The sequence below is a fragment of the Pontibacter aquaedesilientis genome, from assembly GCF_014773225.1.
Lineage (GTDB): Bacteria > Bacteroidota > Bacteroidia > Cytophagales > Hymenobacteraceae > Pontibacter > Pontibacter aquaedesilientis.
Window position 1 is genome coordinate 1 of record NZ_JACXAJ010000011.1, and the last position, 18,670, is coordinate 18,670.

Genomic DNA, 18,670 nt, shown 5'->3' on the forward strand with positions numbered 1-18,670 from the left:
TTACTACCTTCATACTGTGGCAGTAGGGGCAATTTACCTGGATAGTTATCTCGCACATAACTTCCTGTAAACACCCTTGCTGCCATACTTATTCCCGCATCATACATTGTAGACCACAACCGAAAAAAATAGCCGCCCTAATGAAAGCCAGGGCACAGTACCAGCCCTTGCCTTTCACCGAAATAACTATTCACTTCCTGAAAGATTATGAGAAATGGATGCGCAAGGGAGGCCGCTCCATCACCACGGTCGGCATGTACCTTCGGACGCTTCGGACGCTTTTCAATGACGCTATTGCTGCCGGTGACGTCAGTGCGGAGCTGTATCCGTTTGGAAAGCGAAAATATCAGATACCATCCGGCGTGAACGTGAAAAAAGCCCTCTCCATGGCAGATATAGCAAAGATATTCTCTTATACCCCTTCCAGTGAGAGCGAAGCCCGCTGCCAGGACCTTTGGATCTTTTCCTATCTCTGCAATGGGATCAACATCAAGGATGTTGCCAGGCTACAGTACCGGCAAATAGACAAGGACACCGTTACCTTCACCAGAGCCAAGACCGAACACGCGAACCGCCACCAGTCCAGAGCGATTGTAGCCATTCTATCTCCACAAGCCCAGGAGATTATCAAGAAGTGGGGCAATAGACCCAGGAAATCGGACAGCTATGTCTTCCCTATCCTCAGGCCAGGCCTAACAGCCGAACAGGAGCAGGCTAATATCAAGCAGGCCATCAAAAATATCAACACCTACATGGCCCGAATTGCGGAGGCTGTCGGCATCGAAAAGAAAGTAACAACCTACACGGCCAGGCATTCTTTCTCCACCGTTTTGAAACGAGCTGGGGTTTCCACCTCCTTTATTTCAGAATCTCTGGGGCATGCCAACGAGAAGACCACTCAGAACTATCTGGACAGCTTCGAGACGGATGCCAAACGTCAGGTAATCTCAAAATTGACAGCCTTTGAAGAGCTTACTTTGAAAACCTGAGCTATTGAACCCTCTATCATTCAAATAGCTCATTCCTTGTTTTTCTAAAAGATGTTCACTATTTTTAAATGTTCACACATAATGAACAATAAAAATAAGTGAACATGAACACAGACAAAATCATAGGCTTGGCACTGGAGAATTTAGGAAAGCTGGATCTCTTTAAAGTAGAATGGCAACATCATAGGGAACCTGGTGCCCTGGACGGAACAATCCATTTCCATTATAATGGACAAAAAATCGAGCTACCCGCGGATGTCAGAAAGGAATTGCGCGCCAGCCAGCTCCTGCAGCTAGAGAAAATAGCCAAAGAGCATAAAAACGGTTTTATGATGGTTGCCTACCGGATTGAGCCCAAGGTAAAGGAGGAATTGCGGAGACTGGATATTCCCTATCTGGAGAGCAACGGCAACCTCTTCTTGCACAAAGGAAAGCTCTTCCTGTGGCTGGATCATAGCAAGCCTTTAAAATTGGATAAAGAGAGCGGCAACAGAGCTTTCACCAAAACAGGTCTGCGGGCAGTTTTTCATTTCCTACGTTATGAGGACGATATCAACCTGCCTTACCGTACCGTTGGCGAGAAAACCGGCACCGCACTGGGCAATGTCCCCAATATCCTGAAGGGGCTGAAAGCAGAAGGCTTCTTACTCCAGCTTAGCCAAAAAGAGTACCGGCTGCAGCACAAAAAAGAATTATTAGATAAATGGGCAGCCGCTTACAAGCAGGACCTGAAACCCAGCCTGCATATAGGCACATTCCGGTTCCTTAAACCGGAGGACTTTCATGCCTGGAAACAACTGCCTTTGGAAAGCGGTCGGTCATGGTGGGGAGGTGAGCCTGCAGCTGACCTTTACACCAATTATCTCAAGCCAGAGAAACTAAGCATCTATACGCTGGAGAGCAGAAGTGAACTCATGAAGAACTATCGCCTCGTACCGGACCCGAAGGGCAACGTTCTGATATATGAGAAGTTTTGGAACGAGGATGAAGGAATCACTAAACTGGCGCCCCCTCTTCTGGTCTACGCCGATCTAATGAGCACAGGTGACAGAAGGTGCCTTGAAACAGCAGAGAAGATATACCATGAGCTCCTACAAGACAAGTTATAGCCAGCTTCGACAAAGCCCGGAGACCGCGCAGATGCTGGAAGCATTGGAGCGGGGGCTCCACCGCTTTAACGTGGACTTTTATTTGGTCGGTGCGGTCGCAAGGGATGTGTGGATGAGGGCTATCCACGATATTACCCCCAGACGAACCACTGGTGACATCGATTTCGCTGTACTGATCAACAGGGCAGGCGTGTATGAGGACCTAAAAGATTACCTAGTAGAAAAAGAGGGCTTTCGCCCCTATCATGCCAACTCTTTCGTACTCCTTTGGCATAATGGCCAAGAAGTTGACCTGCTGCCCTTCGGCAGTATAGAACAGGACGGCAAGGTACGAGTGGAGGGCACCGGGCTGACCACCCTGCATGTGACTGGTTTCAAGGAAGTCTATGAGGCAGGCCTACCTGAGCTTGAGCTGGAAGACAACCAAAGGTTCAAGTTCTGCACCATACCGGGTATTGTGCTGCTGAAGCTGATCGCTTGGGACGATCGCCCGGAAGTAAGGTCAAGTGACATCCAAGATCTAACAGATATCCTGCTCAACTACTTTGATATGTTCAGCGAGCATATCTTTGAGTCTCACAACGATTTGTTTGAAGAGCGGGAGGAGGAGAATTTCCTGCTAAAGGTAGCTTCACAGGCGCTGGGGCGTGAAGTTGGCAGGATAGCCGGCAGAAGTGAAACCCTCATGGAAAGAATAAAACGAATCATGCTGGATAATACAAAAAGTGCTGCCACAAGCCGTATTGCGGCCATCATGGCAAGAACGCTCGACTGTACCGTTGAGGAGAGCGTAGATTTGCTACGCCGGATACAACGGGGAATAGAAAATCCTATATCCTATTAACTCCCTCAGAGAGATGACGTCCATTTCTCTCCCAAGTTCAAGAAGTAAAAAGGCTCCTGTATAGCAGGAGCCTTTTTATTACAGAAGATTTTACTTATTGATTTGAACAAACTAAAAAGTTAAGAGCAATAACATCATTTTTTTCTTTCAGATCATTTGAAAAGAACAACTGCCATTTCTAGTTTTTCATAAACTTATAAGATACGTACGTGCCGTTTTCTAATTCAATTTGCATGATGTACAAACCTGGTAGTAATTTTCTGACGTCAATGATTTGTGTTAACACAGCGGGAAGTTTTTGCTGCGTCATGAAGTGGCCTTTGGTATTGTAGATAGTATATCCTAACATCTTGTGCTCTTTTGACTCCAGGTTAAAGGTAGTAGCGGCAGGATTTGGAAAAGCGGTTACTTTGCCTTCAGAAGCAGCTACAGTGATCTGAACTTCTTCTGACATGATTTCACATCCTGCTACACTGATGCTAACTCTATATTTTCCACTCTCTGTAACTACTAATGTGTTAGAAGATTCCAGCATCAACGAATCGTTTCTGAACCAGCGGTAGGATTCGCCTTCAGACGCGGTTAATTGCAAGCCATTTACGAAGATGGTGGCAAGTGGTGCTGCTTTTACCGTAATGGACTGTTGGATAGAGCTGGTATTCCCTTTGCTACCCTGTATAGTGAGTGTAATTAGATATTGCCCAGGTTTATTATAAGCATGGCTGATCTGTGCTGCCGTTGAAGTTGCCCCATCCCCAAAATTCCATTCCCTGCTTATAACTTCCTCTGTAGGTGTATGTTGGCTCACATCCTGAAAAGAAACCGGTTGTCCAGGGCAAGTTTGATCCACTTGCATGGCAGCAGCCAGTTTGTACCCTATTTTAGCTGTAAATATGGTGGAATACAGCGTCGTAGCGTTGCTCTGCGGAAGCACCAAATCATCCAGCGTCATTGTTTTGTGATAGCCGCTGTGGAGCACCAATTGGTTTTCACTGTCAAATGCCCCATTCAAGCGATACAACTGCTTTGTGGAGTAAGAGGTCACATTGTTAAGACCCTTGGCCCAGCTAAAATCTCCTTGGGCTGTGTATTTTACGACATAGGAATAGGGGCTACCGGATGTTGTATGGGGCTGCAGCACAAAGCCGTCAAAGGAAGTAGGACCTGTAGCGGTACCTATTACATAGGGATCACCAAGCTTATCAAGTAATAAGTCATAGGCATCCACAGCTGCTGATTGTTTTCCTTCAATTGCTTTGACCCAGATCAAGTTGCCATCCGTATCAAACTTGGCAAGAAATACTTGAGCATTATCGACAAAAGTAGTAAAAGTGCTTCCAATTCTGGTAGTTGCATTATTTTTTACAGTAGTTGTTCCAAGCACATATAGGGCGTTATTATGGTAAAGCACTTTCTTGGGCGTAGCCCCAAAGGAACTGGACGCAATCGTTTTATCCCAGATCTTTTTCCCATCAGCCCCATACTTAATCAAGACAGTGGTAAAAAAGGTATCTGCGTAAGACCCAAGCAAGGTTTCCGTCTCGACCCATGTTCGGGATTTGAAGGCCCCGGTTTGATAGAGTGCATTTGCTTCATCAGATGCTGTAAAGGAAGGACCTACAAAATAATCATTGTAGGAATAGGTAGTATTCTTGACAAAGTAGTCCATAGAACCGACTTTACGGATGGAGGCAAGTGTCCCGTCCGAACTATACTGCAACACATAACGAGTCCAGTATGTCTCCGAAGGGTAATAATGGTAGGTTGAACTGCCTAATCGTTGCCCTTCAAAAGTAGCAGCGCCTTTCAGCAGGAGATCACATGTAATGGTTCCATCCCTGGCTACCTGTATCCCTACCTGGTAAGAGGACCAACCATATGAATTGCCGTCTTCACTGGAAACCCTTCTATGCCATATTACCTCTCCGGCAGGGTTCAGTTTGATAACAAAATAGCCGGTAGCTGACCAGGTGCTTTTTTCGGCAATTTCAACTGTTCCGTCCAGTTTTCCTGTTAAATAAATGTTGTTGTCTGCATCCGAGTAGACACCTTCAAGAGAAAGCGAACCACTATCGTTTACCAGGCTTAAGATCCGGCTGCTGCCAATCACTTGGCCGGTTGCATCATGTTTAAATAAATAAAAATTTCTTCTTTGTCTGTTGACAGGGGCCACGTCAATTGTTGTTTGATCCATGGACACGGTGGCAGAACCCTCATAATCTCCTACAGTCCATAAGGTGCCGGTCGTGCTGCCGGCAATACCTACCGTGTTAGACCAGCCGGTCGATCCTCCTGCTTTCACCCATGCAAAATGAGGGATTACAGGTGCCTTTTCATGCACATAAGCCGTTACTCTTGTCATGGAGAGCGACTGACATCCTGAATTGCTCACAGCTTGCACATACAGCGGCTGTGTTTTACTGAAGTGACGTTCATATACCGGTCCCACATACACCGGTTTTGCACCAATATGCATGGTTGGATTCGCTTCATACCATGAGAAAGTTATATCCTTTCTCCCGTCAGGATCTCTGGCCTCCAAACGCAGGGTAGCTGGACCTTTGTAGCTGCTAACATCTTCTACTAGCGGAGGTCTCGGGGTAAGGTATTGACGGATATAAACTGGTACCCGTTTACTGGCACAGCCGGCTTGATTTATCTTCTCGACATACATCGTCATCTCATAGCGAGCTAGTGGGAAGGAGTTGCCAGTATAAATTAATGGCATTGCGCCTCCCATGTCCCCATACCATTTATAAGACATGCCCTGTTCTGCAGGAGGAATCGTCAGAGTAAAAGGCATGCTGCCTTCACAGTACCAGATCTCAAACTTATCTTCAATTGGAGGAGGAGACGTAATAGTTATGGTTTTGCTGAATGAACTGCTGGTGCCATCATTTTTACGAACCAGCAAGTTAACATCATAATGACCTGGTGTAGCATACGCATGAGTGGCATTTTTCGAAGTCGCCGTAGCCCCGTCACCAAACGACCAGCTCCATGCAACAATGTTTTGCCCTAAACTCATGTCTGTGAATTTAACTTCTGATAGGGTGCAGGGTGTAACCTCAGCTCGAAAGTCTGCTCGAATGCCTTCGAAAGCCGGCATATTATTTTTATAAAAACCCACAATACGCCAGGCATAATCCGTAGTTACCAAATCTATCTTCCCATCAAAGTCCATATCCGCTGCACGCATAGCACCTTGGTTGTCGATGCCTGGTGTGGAGGTTGTAATGGAAGAAACAGTGAATACACCCTTCCCATCATTTCGAAGAAAGCGCATACTGCAGCTGGTAGGGCATCCTACGACAATATCAGGCAATCCATCGTTGTTAAAATCCTGCACTAAAACGGATTTGAAGTATCCCGATATACCTGTGATTTCATGTTTTTGAAATTCCAGATTGCCTTTGTTTTCATACCAAGCAAGTGTGTTAGTAATATCATATGGGCCCGCAACAATATCTAGATCTCCGTCGCGATCCATGTCAACTGCCGTCATTGGCATATCATCTCGTTCGAAGCTCTTTTTTGTTGAAAAGTTCGGACCCGAATATATATCCCAACCATCGACAATTTCAGGAGAACCATCAGCATCTAGATCAGCCACCAATATGTGCTGTTTAGAATCGATTTGCTCCACTAGATTGACTGGCCAGGAGGTATAGCGTCCTCTGTTTTGCAGCCAAACTACTTTATTAGATTGATGTAAACCAGACAAGACAATATCTGTTTTACCATCTTTGTTCATGTCGTAAAAATGAAGGTTATAGGTGTAGCCGCTTTCAGCTAGGTTATCAATCAGGATTTGTGGTGATCCAGCCAGGCTGCCATTGTCATTGTACCATACTAACACCCTGTTGTTACCATAAGTGTAGCTGTTCTCTGTCAAGGCCACAATGTCTTTATAGCCATTACCATCCAAGTCAATAACCTCAATAACACTGATGCTGCCTTGTTTAGCGGAGCCGGCCAGTGGCGTTTCAGTAAATGTACCATTCGCGTTATAAATAAAATAAGAGGCGGATGCGCTATAGTGATCACTGGCAACAACTAAGTCTGGCCGATTATCATTATTCAGATCCCCAACCGCCATGGTGCTGGGAATACTTTTAAATGAGTAATCAATTAGTACTTTACGGGCATCAAATTGCCCCAACGCTACAGCATGAAAAAGAAACAAGAATACAATAATAGTAAAGGTTGTTTTCATATAAATTGTAAAGGGTGAATTTCATTAAAATCAGAACTATAATTAATTCTGTACAACACAAATCAGTTTAGTTTTTACCTAAGAATTTGCCTGGGTTAGCTGGTCAAAATTACACATAATTTAGGTTTTAGAAATCTATCCCGTTCTAAAATAGGTTGACGGTAAAATCACCCCTCTATGGAAAAAGCAGCAGAGAAAAAAAGCAAGCGCAGCCAGAGCGACTACGCTTATGCAAAGTATCGCCACCTCCATCATTCTGGATACCCGGCGTGCACTAAAAGATGGCACTACAACGTGTTGAAGGAAAGCTGGGATACCGGCAGAATAGAATTTGTAGAGCAGTTCAAGGTACTCCTTTTCAACCGCCCCAACCGGGTGCTGGGCATATACGAAGTCTCCACTGGGGGCGTGGCCGGAACGGTAGCCGATCCCAAGCTTATCTTTGCAGCTGCTCTCAAAGCCTGCGCCTCCGGCATCATCCTCACACACAACCACCCCTCAGGTAACCTTAAGCCTAGTTCAGCGGACCTGTAGCTGACAAAAAAAATGAAACGAGGCGGGGAACTTCTGGACATCGCCTTTTTAGATCATATCATCCTGACCAGTGAAAGTTACTACTTGTTGGGAGCCGAGGGGCTCCTGTAGCCCCTTTTATGGTCATCTTATCTAAGTCGACCCAACTATCAACAAAGTAAATTTTCGTGCAATTCGAATCCCCCAACGGCTACGAGAAAGCCTCTCAGTTATTTTTAAAAGGTTTTCCCATACACTTTGGACACTATTCGGACACCAAAGCTACCTCTCACCTACTGCTACTGAGGGGCAGGAACCCCCTGCTGGTAGTGACGCTTAGGAACAGGCCGCACAGGCAGGTTCACTACCCCAACTATTTTCACTGACTTGCCAATCATAAAATTTAGCGACACGCCTCGTAGTCTTAATCATCATATTTCCGAATTTGAAAGGCGTCTCGGCCTATTGCAATGCCATGGGCAGCCATAAAAGGTGACATCATCACCAGCAGTTTGCGCGCCCCCAGCCGCTTCTGAGAGCGACGGATTCGCAGTGCCTCCTGCACCAGCAAGTCCTCTTGCAGCGCTTGCTGCTGCCTTGTTTTGATATGTTGGTAATACGCCTGTACTGTAACCAAACAAGCGGCAAAGCACTCCAACTACTTGGAAGGGCGTTCTTTGCTCCACTCTCAGGATTGATTGGTACCAGACTTTTTTAAGATGGGAGTGCCGAGCTCCTCCACGGCTATCTTGATCACTTCCAAAAGCACCTCCTTTTCAAGCCTTACCTTACGCAGCTCGGCCTAGAGTTCCTTCACGTCAGTGGGAAGGGGGGGCATCTCTTTGCAAATCCGCAGAGAGCTTGACGCTCTTGAATTTTGGTGGACTCTTCATCTGGCCTTGGTGTTTGAGAACCCAACGGCGGATCTGGTAAAAGTTGATGCCGTGTTTCTCCCTAAGTCTACTGTAACTCAGCCCGCCCAGGAGGTACTCGGCTACAATACGTTCTCTTAATTTTCTTTCCTGCATTTTTGTCGACTTTGTGTCAACCTATTCAGGACAAGACAAATATCGGATTCCTTGATCTGGTAGACAATACCACTGAATTCCCATGGAATATCCTTTCCTGCCTTAGCATGTAGAGGCGCGTGAGGATTATTAAATTATTATTAAATAAAGAACATAGTGAAGTATAATAAGTAATTAATATATTTAATGGTTAGTCTTCCCCAGTTATAATCCTTTCACTAATATGAGAAAACAAGCAAAAAACTTTCTGCTGCTGCTCCTGATGCCGTTGCTCTGTTCCTGCCCGGGCAGCGTAGATCCTATGCCGGAATCAGCTTACGCTCCCATTCTGATGAGCCGGCAGCAGCTCGAGTCCTCCATTCTAAAGAAGGAGCCACGGACGATCTCGAACCCTGGTAAAATTTACCGCTACGGCAGCTATATACTTATAAACGAGCAGTACAAAGGCGTGCACATCATCAACAACCAAAATCCGAAGATGCCTGTGAATATGGCCTTTATTCAGGTGCCGGGCTGCGTGGATATGGCCGTGAAAGATGACGTGTTGTACGTGGATAATGCCGTAGACCTTGTTGCCATAAAATTAAGCGGGATGGAGGATATTCAGGTTGCCAAGCGTGTGCGCGATGCGCTGCCAAGCCTGTTGCCACCAGATAACCTGGAAGTATACTATAACAGGGCAGGCGCTCCGGAAGATGCCATTGTTGTAGGTTGGGAACTTAAAAAGCCGGAATAACATGAAAAGACTTCTACATATCGCTTCTTCCGTTCTGGTTTGCATGGCAGCCATTTCCTGCACCAGCGATAACGCTGCCTCGCCCTCGGCGGATGGCGCACAGGGCCAGGGTGGTTCTATGGCCAGGTTTGCCATCAGCGGAAATCATTTGTATACGGTAGATCACTCAAGCCTGAACATTTTCGATATTAGCACACCCGAAGACCCACAGCAGGGGCAGTCGCTCCCGATAGGGTTTGGCATCGAAACGATCTTTCCTTTTGAGGATATGCTTTTCATTGGCACCCAAACAGGCATGCACATTTTTAGCGTCAAAAACCCGGCGTTTCCCCAGCATATCTCGCAGTATCAGCACGTGGTGAGCTGCGACCCCGTGGTGACAGACGGGCGCTACGCCTACGTTACCCTTAGCACCGGCACTGCCTGCAGGTTGGCCATAAATGAGCTGCAGGTGATTGATCTGCAAAACATAAACGATCCGACACTCCTGAAGCAGTACAGCATGACGAACCCGAAAGGTTTAGGTTTAGCCAACACCAGGCTATTTGTATGCGACGAAGGGCTGAAAGTATACAATGCTACCGATGTAATGAACCTGGAGCTGGAGCAACACTTCCGGATAAACGCTTTTGATGTGATACCGGATAACGGCAGACTGCTGGTTATAGGCAGTGATGGCCTTTACCAGTACCAGTATGAGGATGAGAAAATGGTTTTGCTGAGCACTATTTCAATCAAGCCGGCTATCTAGCCCAAAACAATCTCTTGTGATGCTAAAAAGGATTGCTGTCGTCGTTATACTTCTTTTTTTCTCTTCTCTGCTACAGGGCAACGCACAGGCTTTAGAGGCTGCTTCTGATAAAACCATAAGTATAAAATTCAGTCCGCAGCATTTGCTCATAAACGGCTTGCACCTGTACCTGGAGCGCATTCCGGAGCAAGGGAGCAGGCATGGCTTTGTTTTCTCACCACGGGCTTATAAGGGTAACTCGAAAACCGTGGATCTTTTTGCGGGGCGTAATTGGGAAGACAGCGAGGATGACCGTGTGTTAGGTTATGGTGCAGAGGTGCAGCACAAAATCTACATAAACAACTACACCAGCCCAGATAAAAGCAGGGTGTACTTGGCCTATGGCGTTAATTACCACCATTTTAATTTAGAGTTCAAAAGAGAGGGCTGGGTTAAAGAAATGGACCCGGAGGGTTTGGAGGTATACAAATACCGCCTCCGGCCTTTTAACGAGAAGATCAACCGCATAGGAGGGGTGGCTTTGTTTGGCCTGCAGGTTCCTGCATTGGATGGCCACCTCCTGTTTGATTTTTACTCCGGCGCGGGCATCAAAAACAGCTCTATCCAAACTGATTATTCCCATGAGCGCTACAACAGAAATGCCATGGACTATGGCTATTCCGGCTTGCATTTGCTGCTCGGGATAATGATCGGGGCGGCTTTCTAAACTTTTTAGCGAAACATGATTTCCTAAGAAGCTGTTTTAAATTGGATGTAGGGGAATAAAAGTAGTGCCCACTTTGGTTAAGAAAGCATACAGAGAATCTGCTATATTGAGGCATGGCTGAGAAAAATGACATTGGCTTAATCCACAATCCTCACTTTCAATTAAAAGGCTAAAGATGGCTTCCGACCAAAATTTTGTGGACTTTGTTTTAGAGCAAATCAAAAATGCAGGGGAAATAACACCTAGAAAAATGTTTGGTGAATACGGTACTTATTCTGATGAAAAACTATTCGGACTAATATGCGACAATAAACTATTCCTAAAACCGACCAGCTATGAAACACCTCAAGAAGTTCCTGACTCGACTGCAGACCCTCGAGCTTTGTGTGATACAGAGGAATGTTTATGGGCAATCCCTCGGACCTGCAAAGGATGTACCTATCTACGACATCAGTCATGAAACAAAATATTACGATGCCTTCACTTTCGAAAGCGAGCTTCGACTGCTCTCTGAAATGGCCTGTCTGGACCTGATCCCCCTCCAAAGTGGCCGACTTCGCATCTTAGTAGATCAGATTCAGGGGGTCGAGCAGCGCTTTAAGCAGTTCTGGATCAACTACCATCGCCATTATGATGGCTATGGGGCATCTTATTCTAATCACTACATATTGCAGATCGGACTAGACAAGCTCTTCTTGGTCAGGCAACTGATGCCCGATAACTCGTCTATTTTAGTGGAGGAGAAGTTCGTAGAGGATCTGGGAGAGTCGGTGAAGCTGCGGGAATCTTTTCTACAAAAACTGACAAAGTGCATCCAAGACCTACTTCGTGATGAAGGTAAACTACCTTCGGTTGCTCCAGCATCTTCATATCCCCAGCCTGAGCCATCACCGGTGAAGAGCTATCCGCAGTTTGTGGAGGGAATGGCCGAGGATTTCGCTCAAATACTCAAAGGGTACTTCGACAAAAGCGACCGTGAGCAGCTTCTACCCCTTCTGAGTGAAAATCAGTCCCCTGCCGCTCTCCTCGTTTTCCACGGCAATGGCAACCAGCTGGCGGACGCCTTCAAACAGCTCTACGAGGCTAACCTGATCGTCGGCTGCCTCAAATCAGACCTAGAGGAGTGGATCTCCAGCCACTTCGCTTACGTGCTGCGCAAACAGCAAAGAATGCTGCCCCCAAACTACCTGGCCGCCATCATCTCCTCCAATGCCAAACCCTGCCAGTCCCCCATTCTTGACGTGCGGAAGCAACCAGACGGCACCTATTCCATTGTCCCGGTGCTCCGCACGCAAAAAAACTATAACTACCAGTAGGCAACAAGAAGGATACCGGACTACCTACTTGTAACCTGATAAACATAGCCATTACCATTGCAGTGTAAATCAAACTAAACGCTGTTATGGAAACTTTTACCTTCGACCAACTGCCTCAGGCCATGCGCCTGCTGCACGAGAAAATGGACCGTCTCGAACTGCTGCTGGCCCGGCAACATTCCCCACAAGATGCTGAGACGATCTTCAATGTCACGCAAGCCGCCGCCTTCCTTCACCTTTCTGTCTCCACCCTCTACGTGAAGGTCTGCCGCCGGGAAGTCCCTTATAACAAACAGGGCAAACGGCTTTATTTTTACAAAAGCGAACTGGATGAATGGGTACGCAAGGGGCGCAAAAAGACTGTCTCGGAAATACAGGAGGAAGCAGGACAATAGCTGTTACAGGCAAAAAGAAAGTCCTAATGATGTCTCTACCTTTAAGGGTAAACAGGCAAACCCTGGAACCTTCTTGAGAGATAAGCGAGATGACTTGAAGGTGGGTAGCAAGTTTGTGTTTTTGTCATACAAAAACTCTTCTTCTGCCCCTCTGCTCCCGGTGGTCGCAGCAGGCAATTTATCCCCCAACCTAAAACAAAACCGACATGGATACAGCGGTAGCGCAGGGGCGGCAAAACCCCGACAGAAAGAAGGGCGCCCGTCCCGCCAAGCGGGTGAGGCGGAGCCATACCCTCTCGGTGCGGGTGACCGACACGGAGCGGCTGCTCATCGAAGGCAAGGCGCGGGAGGCGGGTATGCCCCTTTGGACTTAGTTCCGGGCGGCGGCTAAGAAGGTGGTGGTCGTGGCACGGCTGCGCCCGGGGGATGCGGCCACGCTGCGCATGCTCGCGGGACTGGCCAACAACCTCAACCAGCTGGTGCGGCTGGCCCACCGCGAGGGGCTGCTCTCGGTGCAGGGTAAGTGTCGCCAGGCGCTCGACCAGATCAACCACACCCTTCAGCAACTAGGCAACGATGATCGGAAAGGTGACGGCAGGTAAGAGCTTTGCGGGCTGCGTGCGCTACGTTGTGCAGAAACTAGGGGCGGTGGTGCTGGATTCGGACGGCATCCGTACGGACGCTGTCGCCTCGATGGTGGCCGACTTCAACCTGCAGCGCAAGCTCAACCCTGAGTTGGAGAAGGCCGTGGGCCACATCTCCCTGAGCTGGAGCGTGCACGATAAGGCCAAGCTCAGTGATAAGGTGATGGTTGAGCGGGCAAGGGAGTACATGGAGAGGATGCAGATCACCAGCACGCAATACCTGATCGTCCAACATAAAGACAGAGAGCACCTGCACATCGTCTACAAATACAGGCGGGGATCGGAACAGCTGCAGTGCGTGAGCTTTCGCATGGGCGAGCTCAGTTTCAAGGGTTCGGGCATTGACAGGAGCCTGAGTTACGTGGCCATCAGCAAACAGGTGAATGCAGTAGCGGCAACAGCTGCTGCATTCACCTGGCCCCAAGCTGCAAAAGAGCGTGCCCGGTGCTAGCAAAACTTCACCTGACCTTTCGACAGGCGGGGACCCTGTGTACTACCCCGCTCTTAACCTGCTTGACAGCCTACTCACCCCGTGCGCGGCGCAGGCAGCGGACGCAAATGACTACCATTACAGGAAAAAGAAACGCAAAAAGAAAAAGAGGATTCGCCTATGAAAACAGAGGAACTGGAGGAGCACCTCCTGGACGTGGAGCGCGTGCTGGTCCTGCAAGGCAGGCGGTTGGAAAAGCTCGAAGAAGGGACTGAACCGACTCCGCCACAGGTGGTAAAAGCACCTGACTATGGTAGCCAGTTTGAGGAGCTAAAGGCGCTCCTCAAGCGGCAGGATCTAAGCGCGCAGGCCCTGCAAATTTACGCCCAGATCGCCTCCTTCCGCGAGTCGATCACCAGGCTGCCCAAGGTGCTGCCCGTTCGGCACTATCACCATTTCGAGTACAGGTCCAGGGGCTTTGTGATCGGGGGGGGCGTGTGTTTGCTGATGACTGCCATTTCAGCAGGACTGTGCTTTAGTCTTTACCGGGAGAACAGCAGATTGCAAGAAAGTAACATGAAGTAAAGGATGATCCGGCAGGCTTACCCGGAGGTAGTTCATCGGGCTGACTCAGCTTACATTCATGTACCTGAGGAGGTCAAACAGTTAGAGACAGAGGTCGTGCCAAAACGGTAAGTCCTGATAATGGCCCAAAAAGATGGCTTAATATAATAACCCTGGCAGCCGTTTTAGCGGGCTAGTTATAAGATTTGAATAAAGCACAAGAAGAGTTATTTACTTTGGCCAAAAGCTAAAGAAGCTTTTACTACAGGTCTATTCTTAACTTTAATCTATTCGGAATGCTTTCTCTTTTAGAGCAATTTAGCCTTCTATATAGTAAATGACTATTAGAGTTATCACATAACCATCACATAAGATTTTGCTAAAAAAAGTCCTCCAATCTACATCCAAAGGCATTTTTAAAAAATAAAATGTGGATAACTTGTGGACTAATCACATAACCGTCACATAAGATTATGACAAAGGCTCAAGCCCAGATAGGAATATACTTAGCATGCTTCTTTGATTTATTTTCAGGATCAAAGTCTTTAATAAGGCTAGCCTGTTTTGTGTCATCAATAATTCTTGAAACGATAGAGTAGTTATGAGCTTCAATGTTGAACCTCTCCCGTAGACTCTGGTTCGTCATTTTTTCATTTGACACATATTTCAAGCAGCAATGCTGATAACAGGCTCTTATCTTGTCTGCTTTATCCATTTGGTTAAGCTCCTGAAAAGCATACACCGTAACCTTTGTGTGCGTTTCCTGCTCCTGAAAGTTTGGAGCAGGTAACTGAGCCATTTCTACTTCTGAAATGACTTTATCAATACCGCTGCCTTTTTCCTCACAGATGCCTACTTTCCGCATAAAGGCAGCCAACGTTTCATTTCGTGATTGGTATTCGTCGATGAACCTCAGCGTTGTTATGATAGGCTTTCCCGGGTTTGTGATCTCTATTCTATCAGAGTAGATTTCAACCATGGGCCCTGTACCCGTTTCATGGAAGTCCTGATGAATCAAGGCATTTGCAACAAGCTCGCGTATAGCTAATTCAGGATACATCGACACCTTTTCTCTGAAGGCTCTTCCAATCGCTTCGTTAGATGGAAGTTTATCATTTATATAATCAATCAACCCAGCGAAGCCAGAGGCATACCCCTTTACTCCCGTAATATCTTTTACAGTCTTCAGCTTATTCTTTCCTTCATATATGATAACCCTCACAGCCTTTCTGGATAGTCTGTCGAACTCACTTAAGTTCTTTGCAAACAGAATGCCTCCAAGATTGGTGATATTAAAGTAGCTATGCGAGCGCACAATAAATTTTTCCCTAACAAAGCGATCCAGCACAGCTTCCCTAGTAGATGGGTAGGGCAGCTTCATTAGATCAAAGTAGCTTTGGGTATCAAGCAGGTTTACGACAGTTTCTCCTGTGATATGCTTCATAGCGATACCTTGCTCAAACTGACTTCTTGTCTCCTTTTGCCATATCTTCTTTTCCTTTTCCGGATACTCACCCAAGTTTTTTGTTAAGCTTCCTATCCTGATATAGGCAATGTTGGTGAATTTTACAGGCCTGTTTGCAGCTGCAGGTATCTCAAATATCACAACGTTTTTATCCTCAAAGGAGAACTCATGAATCCTGAAGTCAATCTTCGGATCCAGCATGCGCGAAAGCCAGGCTTCCAGCTCCTCATTCCCTTTCTTTGCACGCTTAGGGCTAAATGAAGTACCTACAATAGCATGTGAATCGTCTTCCACCCCAAAAACGAGGTATCCAAAAGGGTGATGGTGCAGACAGGCGCTGTTGGCAAGGGCAGATATTCTCTTTCCTACCTCTTCAGGGTTGGCGTTATTCACTTTAAACTCCAGCCATTCACTTTCTTTTGGCTGCTCTACCAGCTGAACAAGTAATCTGTAGAGGTCATCTGTATTCATCTCAAAAAAGTAAGGCTACTACTGGTAATTATAGATGGTATTTACCCGATAATTGAACGATTGGTAAAATTAAGAAAATATCAAAACCCAGACCATTACTATACTAAAAGCCCTACGGTACGCCCAGCCACTTCTATTGACGCAAAATTTCTACCATTATACATTCCGGAAATAGAGACAAAGGCTGCAGGCCCGGGTCAGCGGAAGCGATAAAATCGGACCTAATGTAAGCTTGATTTTTCTAAATGAATCTTTTGAAACCAGCCAACAAGTTGTTCATCCGTTAATTCTTCTCTGCCTGATTTGGGTTCAAAAGAAGACTGATCCCCATAAAGCTGAAGGGATTTCTTGTAAAAAGAATCGATGTCAACAATGTCCTGCAGTTCTTCATAATAAGACTCATTGAATGCGCTTTTAAATTCCTTTGATTTACTGTTTTTCGCACCTAAAGACTTGGAGATAGTAGTCTGACTATACGCATGCAAAATCTTAATAAAATTTTGGTTGTCACCATCAATAAGCCCTTTTACTTCGCCTTTTGTTTGAGTACTATCCAAACCGGCTCCTATATTCAGGATAAACCTTAAATCCGAATCTTCTAAATCTGTAAGAAGTTCCTCCAGATTTTTCCCTAACCTGCAACGCTTATACAATTCAGTGGAGAGTAATTGGTACTCCGTATCAGAAAATTGTGACTCTTTTTCTCTCGGATCCAATTTGTACCATAAAGCAATAGCAAAGTTTAAAGGCTCGGCACGGAGGATAAGTGAAGAGGCAGCCGCAAGCCTTTTGGGTGCACTTAGTCCAGTGACTGCTTTTTTCATAAAACCAACCATTTGATTAAACGGCCCTGTGAAGCTGAAGACGTCTTTTACATCGGGGAAGTATTCTCCTAATAAAGCGATGTTTTTGGCGAGGTTGTACCTGTAATTATTATCAAATGTATCCTCCAAAAACAGTAACCTGATAGCAACTTCGTCGGCTTCCAAGTCCTGCAGTAGCTGATATAATTCTTCTTCTTTTCCTATATAATCCTCCTTTGCTAATTTCTCCAGCAGTTCGTCGAAATAAACATCAGATATCTCACCTTCGATAACTGTATAAGTAAAGTATCTGTTGATGTACCGCCCTGAGCAAAGTCGCTTATTTTTATACCAGTCCTGCCACTTTCTCTCCGGATAAGAGATATTCCCGAATACACTTTTTAACTGTGGAAAAAGCTTTTGCAGCATAGGCAGAGTTTCTTCCACACTATAATTCATGGCTTTTAAGTGTGCAGTTATTTTACCTTTGGCGGCTTCTTTCTTACTTTGACTCTCACGGTAGTCTCCAAACCCAGATTCATAGCTCTGGGTAAGCAAACTGTGGTTACTCCTGATAAAGTCATACAAGCTAGGATGTATAACTTTAATCCCTTCCAGAATAAGAAGGTCAACCATGTTTACCTCTCCTTTCAGAAGCGGTACGGCAAAGTAAATCGAATTGGCGAACCTAGTGGCTACCCGTGGGTTTTGAATACTCGGGAGCAGCATTTTGTCCAAGAACTCAACAAACCGATGAACTTCATCCTCTTCTAACTTTACATCATAAGCTGACACAACATCATTCAAGACTTTTAGCGTGTAGCGCTTTATGGCGAATTGCTGAGCTTTAGGCAATTTCAAAGGTAGTTGCACTATCTTTTCCAAGTAGTCCCTTCCTCCCATAGCGTATTTGGGATCCAGCGAGGAGGCTACCAACTCATCGTCAAATGATAACAGGTAAATGGTGTTTTTAAAGTCTGCGGCAATTTTAATAAGCTTGAATATTGTCTGTACTTCGTCGATGCTCAAGCGGTCAATATCATCGATAACCACAAGCACCTTTTTGCCTGAATCTGCGAGCGCTTTACTGATGGTAGATTTATAGTCATCTACAGACTTTCCTGTTAGTTTTTTACCTACAGCTTCAAAAATATCTTTCCCATTAGGTAAGCCTACAAATGTTCCTACTACCCCTAAAGCACCAGCATAGTCTCTAAGCATTTCTCCTAGTTGCTCTTTTTTACTTTTCAGTTTTTTATCCAGGCTTGCCGCTAGAACCTGGAAGAAAGAAAGTAACAGTTGTGCTTCGCCAGAGAACAACCACGGGTTAAAATTAACCACGATGATATCATCCTTATCTGCTAATTCAATTTGTATGAAGTTGAGAACAGAAGACTTACCTTCTCCCCATTTACCATACATTCCAATTACAAAGGAGTCTTCTTTCTGGTAAGAGGAAATTAGGTTTGAGATTCTCTCGGCAAAGGAATAGCGTTGAAAAGCGTCCTCTGTCTTTTGACTAACTGATTTATCACTATGAATATGATTGTTGTTTCTCATATGTCTGAAGGTACTATAACCTTTGCCAAGATTATAGTAATAAGCTTAGCCTTATTGATGAAGTAAGAGAAAGATAATTAAGATTGGTACTTTACCCTAAGTTTTAATCCATAGAAACTGAATCAATGCA

Annotated in this window: 17 protein-coding genes and 2 pseudogenes; 14 read left to right on the plus strand and 5 right to left on the minus strand. The window is 45.9% G+C overall.

The genetic code is table 11. The annotated features are described in order from the left end of the window. The first annotated feature begins 140 nt into the window (after positions 1–140). The 3 genes from H9Q13_RS16505 to H9Q13_RS16515 all read left to right on the plus strand — a co-directional run bounded on the left by H9Q13_RS16505 (position 141) and on the right by H9Q13_RS16515 (position 2,942). The gene (locus H9Q13_RS16505; RefSeq protein ID WP_191184919.1) at positions 141–989 is read left to right on the plus strand and encodes a tyrosine-type recombinase/integrase; all 849 of its coding nucleotides are present in this window, start codon (positions 141–143) and stop codon (positions 987–989) included. Positions 990–1,093: 104 nt separating this feature from the next. Next, positions 1,094–2,098, plus strand: a complete 1,005-nt coding sequence (locus H9Q13_RS16510; protein ID WP_191184920.1) for a type IV toxin-antitoxin system AbiEi family antitoxin — start codon at positions 1,094–1,096, stop codon at positions 2,096–2,098. Continuing rightward, positions 2,073–2,942 carry a hypothetical protein gene (locus H9Q13_RS16515; protein ID WP_191184921.1) on the plus strand — a complete coding sequence of 290 codons (870 nt, stop codon included), beginning with the start codon at positions 2,073–2,075 and terminating at the stop codon, positions 2,940–2,942. Before H9Q13_RS16510 ends, H9Q13_RS16515 begins: the two co-directional genes overlap by 26 nt. Positions 2,943–3,120: 178 nt before the next feature. Here the strand turns inward: H9Q13_RS16515 and H9Q13_RS16520 are convergent, their stop codons facing one another. Continuing rightward, complete coding sequence (locus H9Q13_RS16520) at positions 3,121–7,158, minus strand: FG-GAP-like repeat-containing protein (RefSeq protein WP_191184922.1); 4,038 nt, start codon at positions 7,156–7,158, stop codon at positions 3,121–3,123. Positions 7,159–7,335: 177 nt separating this feature from the next. Between H9Q13_RS16520 and H9Q13_RS16525 the strand changes: the two are divergent. After that, positions 7,336–7,803, plus strand: a pseudogene (locus tag H9Q13_RS16525) (JAB domain-containing protein). A 292-nt stretch (positions 7,804–8,095) separates the two neighbouring features. On the opposite strand, the gene H9Q13_RS16530 reads toward H9Q13_RS16525, so the two are convergent. Continuing rightward, entirely contained in the window at positions 8,096–8,308 is a 213-nt protein-coding gene (locus H9Q13_RS16530) for a hypothetical protein (protein WP_191184923.1), read from the minus strand. A 181-nt stretch (positions 8,309–8,489) separates the two neighbouring features. After that, the gene (locus H9Q13_RS18265) at positions 8,490–8,699 is read right to left on the minus strand and encodes a transposase (protein ID WP_191184924.1); all 210 of its coding nucleotides are present in this window, start codon (positions 8,697–8,699) and stop codon (positions 8,490–8,492) included. Between the two features lie 223 nt (positions 8,700–8,922). Here H9Q13_RS18265 and H9Q13_RS16540 point away from each other — a divergent pair, with 223 nt between their 5' ends. From H9Q13_RS16540 to H9Q13_RS16580, 10 genes and pseudogenes are all read left to right on the plus strand, one after another. Then, complete coding sequence (locus H9Q13_RS16540) at positions 8,923–9,435, plus strand: hypothetical protein (RefSeq protein ID WP_191184925.1); 513 nt, start codon at positions 8,923–8,925, stop codon at positions 9,433–9,435. Position 9,436: 1 nt separating this feature from the next. Continuing rightward, positions 9,437–10,186: an LVIVD repeat-containing protein gene (locus H9Q13_RS16545; protein ID WP_191184926.1), complete on the plus strand. Its 750-nt coding sequence runs from the start codon at positions 9,437–9,439 to the stop codon at positions 10,184–10,186. A 19-nt stretch (positions 10,187–10,205) separates the two neighbouring features. Then, positions 10,206–10,892, plus strand: coding sequence for a hypothetical protein (locus H9Q13_RS16550; RefSeq protein WP_191184927.1), 687 nt, complete (start codon positions 10,206–10,208; stop codon positions 10,890–10,892). 175 nt (positions 10,893–11,067) lie between these two features. Further along, positions 11,068–11,214, plus strand: a pseudogene (locus H9Q13_RS18270) (TfoX/Sxy family protein); the annotation flags it as partial. 13 nt (positions 11,215–11,227) lie between these two features. Next, positions 11,228–12,208, plus strand: coding sequence for a hypothetical protein (locus H9Q13_RS18085; RefSeq protein ID WP_224744356.1), 981 nt, complete (start codon positions 11,228–11,230; stop codon positions 12,206–12,208). An 86-nt stretch (positions 12,209–12,294) separates the two neighbouring features. Further along, positions 12,295–12,603 carry a helix-turn-helix domain-containing protein gene (locus H9Q13_RS16560; protein ID WP_191184929.1) on the plus strand — a complete coding sequence of 103 codons (309 nt, stop codon included), beginning with the start codon at positions 12,295–12,297 and terminating at the stop codon, positions 12,601–12,603. A 206-nt stretch (positions 12,604–12,809) separates the two neighbouring features. Beyond that, on the plus strand, positions 12,810–12,977 hold the full coding sequence (locus H9Q13_RS16565) for a hypothetical protein (protein WP_191184930.1): 168 nt from the start codon (positions 12,810–12,812) through the stop codon (positions 12,975–12,977). Between the two features lie 30 nt (positions 12,978–13,007). Continuing rightward, on the plus strand, positions 13,008–13,205 hold the full coding sequence (gene mobC / locus H9Q13_RS16570; protein ID WP_191184931.1) for a plasmid mobilization relaxosome protein MobC: 198 nt from the start codon (positions 13,008–13,010) through the stop codon (positions 13,203–13,205). Then, on the plus strand, positions 13,180–13,698 hold the full coding sequence (locus H9Q13_RS16575) for a relaxase/mobilization nuclease domain-containing protein (RefSeq protein ID WP_191184932.1): 519 nt from the start codon (positions 13,180–13,182) through the stop codon (positions 13,696–13,698). The genes mobC and H9Q13_RS16575 overlap by 26 nt, the downstream gene beginning before the upstream one ends. A 159-nt stretch (positions 13,699–13,857) precedes the next feature. Continuing rightward, the gene (locus tag H9Q13_RS16580; RefSeq protein ID WP_191184933.1) at positions 13,858–14,262 is read left to right on the plus strand and encodes a hypothetical protein; all 405 of its coding nucleotides are present in this window, start codon (positions 13,858–13,860) and stop codon (positions 14,260–14,262) included. Between the two features lie 463 nt (positions 14,263–14,725). Here H9Q13_RS16580 and H9Q13_RS16585 read toward each other — a convergent pair whose 3' ends face one another. Both H9Q13_RS16585 and H9Q13_RS16590 read right to left on the minus strand, forming a co-directional pair. Continuing rightward, the gene (locus H9Q13_RS16585; protein WP_191184934.1) at positions 14,726–16,177 is read right to left on the minus strand and encodes an ATP-binding protein; all 1,452 of its coding nucleotides are present in this window, start codon (positions 16,175–16,177) and stop codon (positions 14,726–14,728) included. Between the two features lie 221 nt (positions 16,178–16,398). Continuing rightward, positions 16,399–18,540: a KAP family P-loop NTPase fold protein gene (locus H9Q13_RS16590; RefSeq protein WP_191184935.1), complete on the minus strand. Its 2,142-nt coding sequence runs from the start codon at positions 18,538–18,540 to the stop codon at positions 16,399–16,401. Positions 18,541–18,670: the final 130 nt, after the last annotated feature.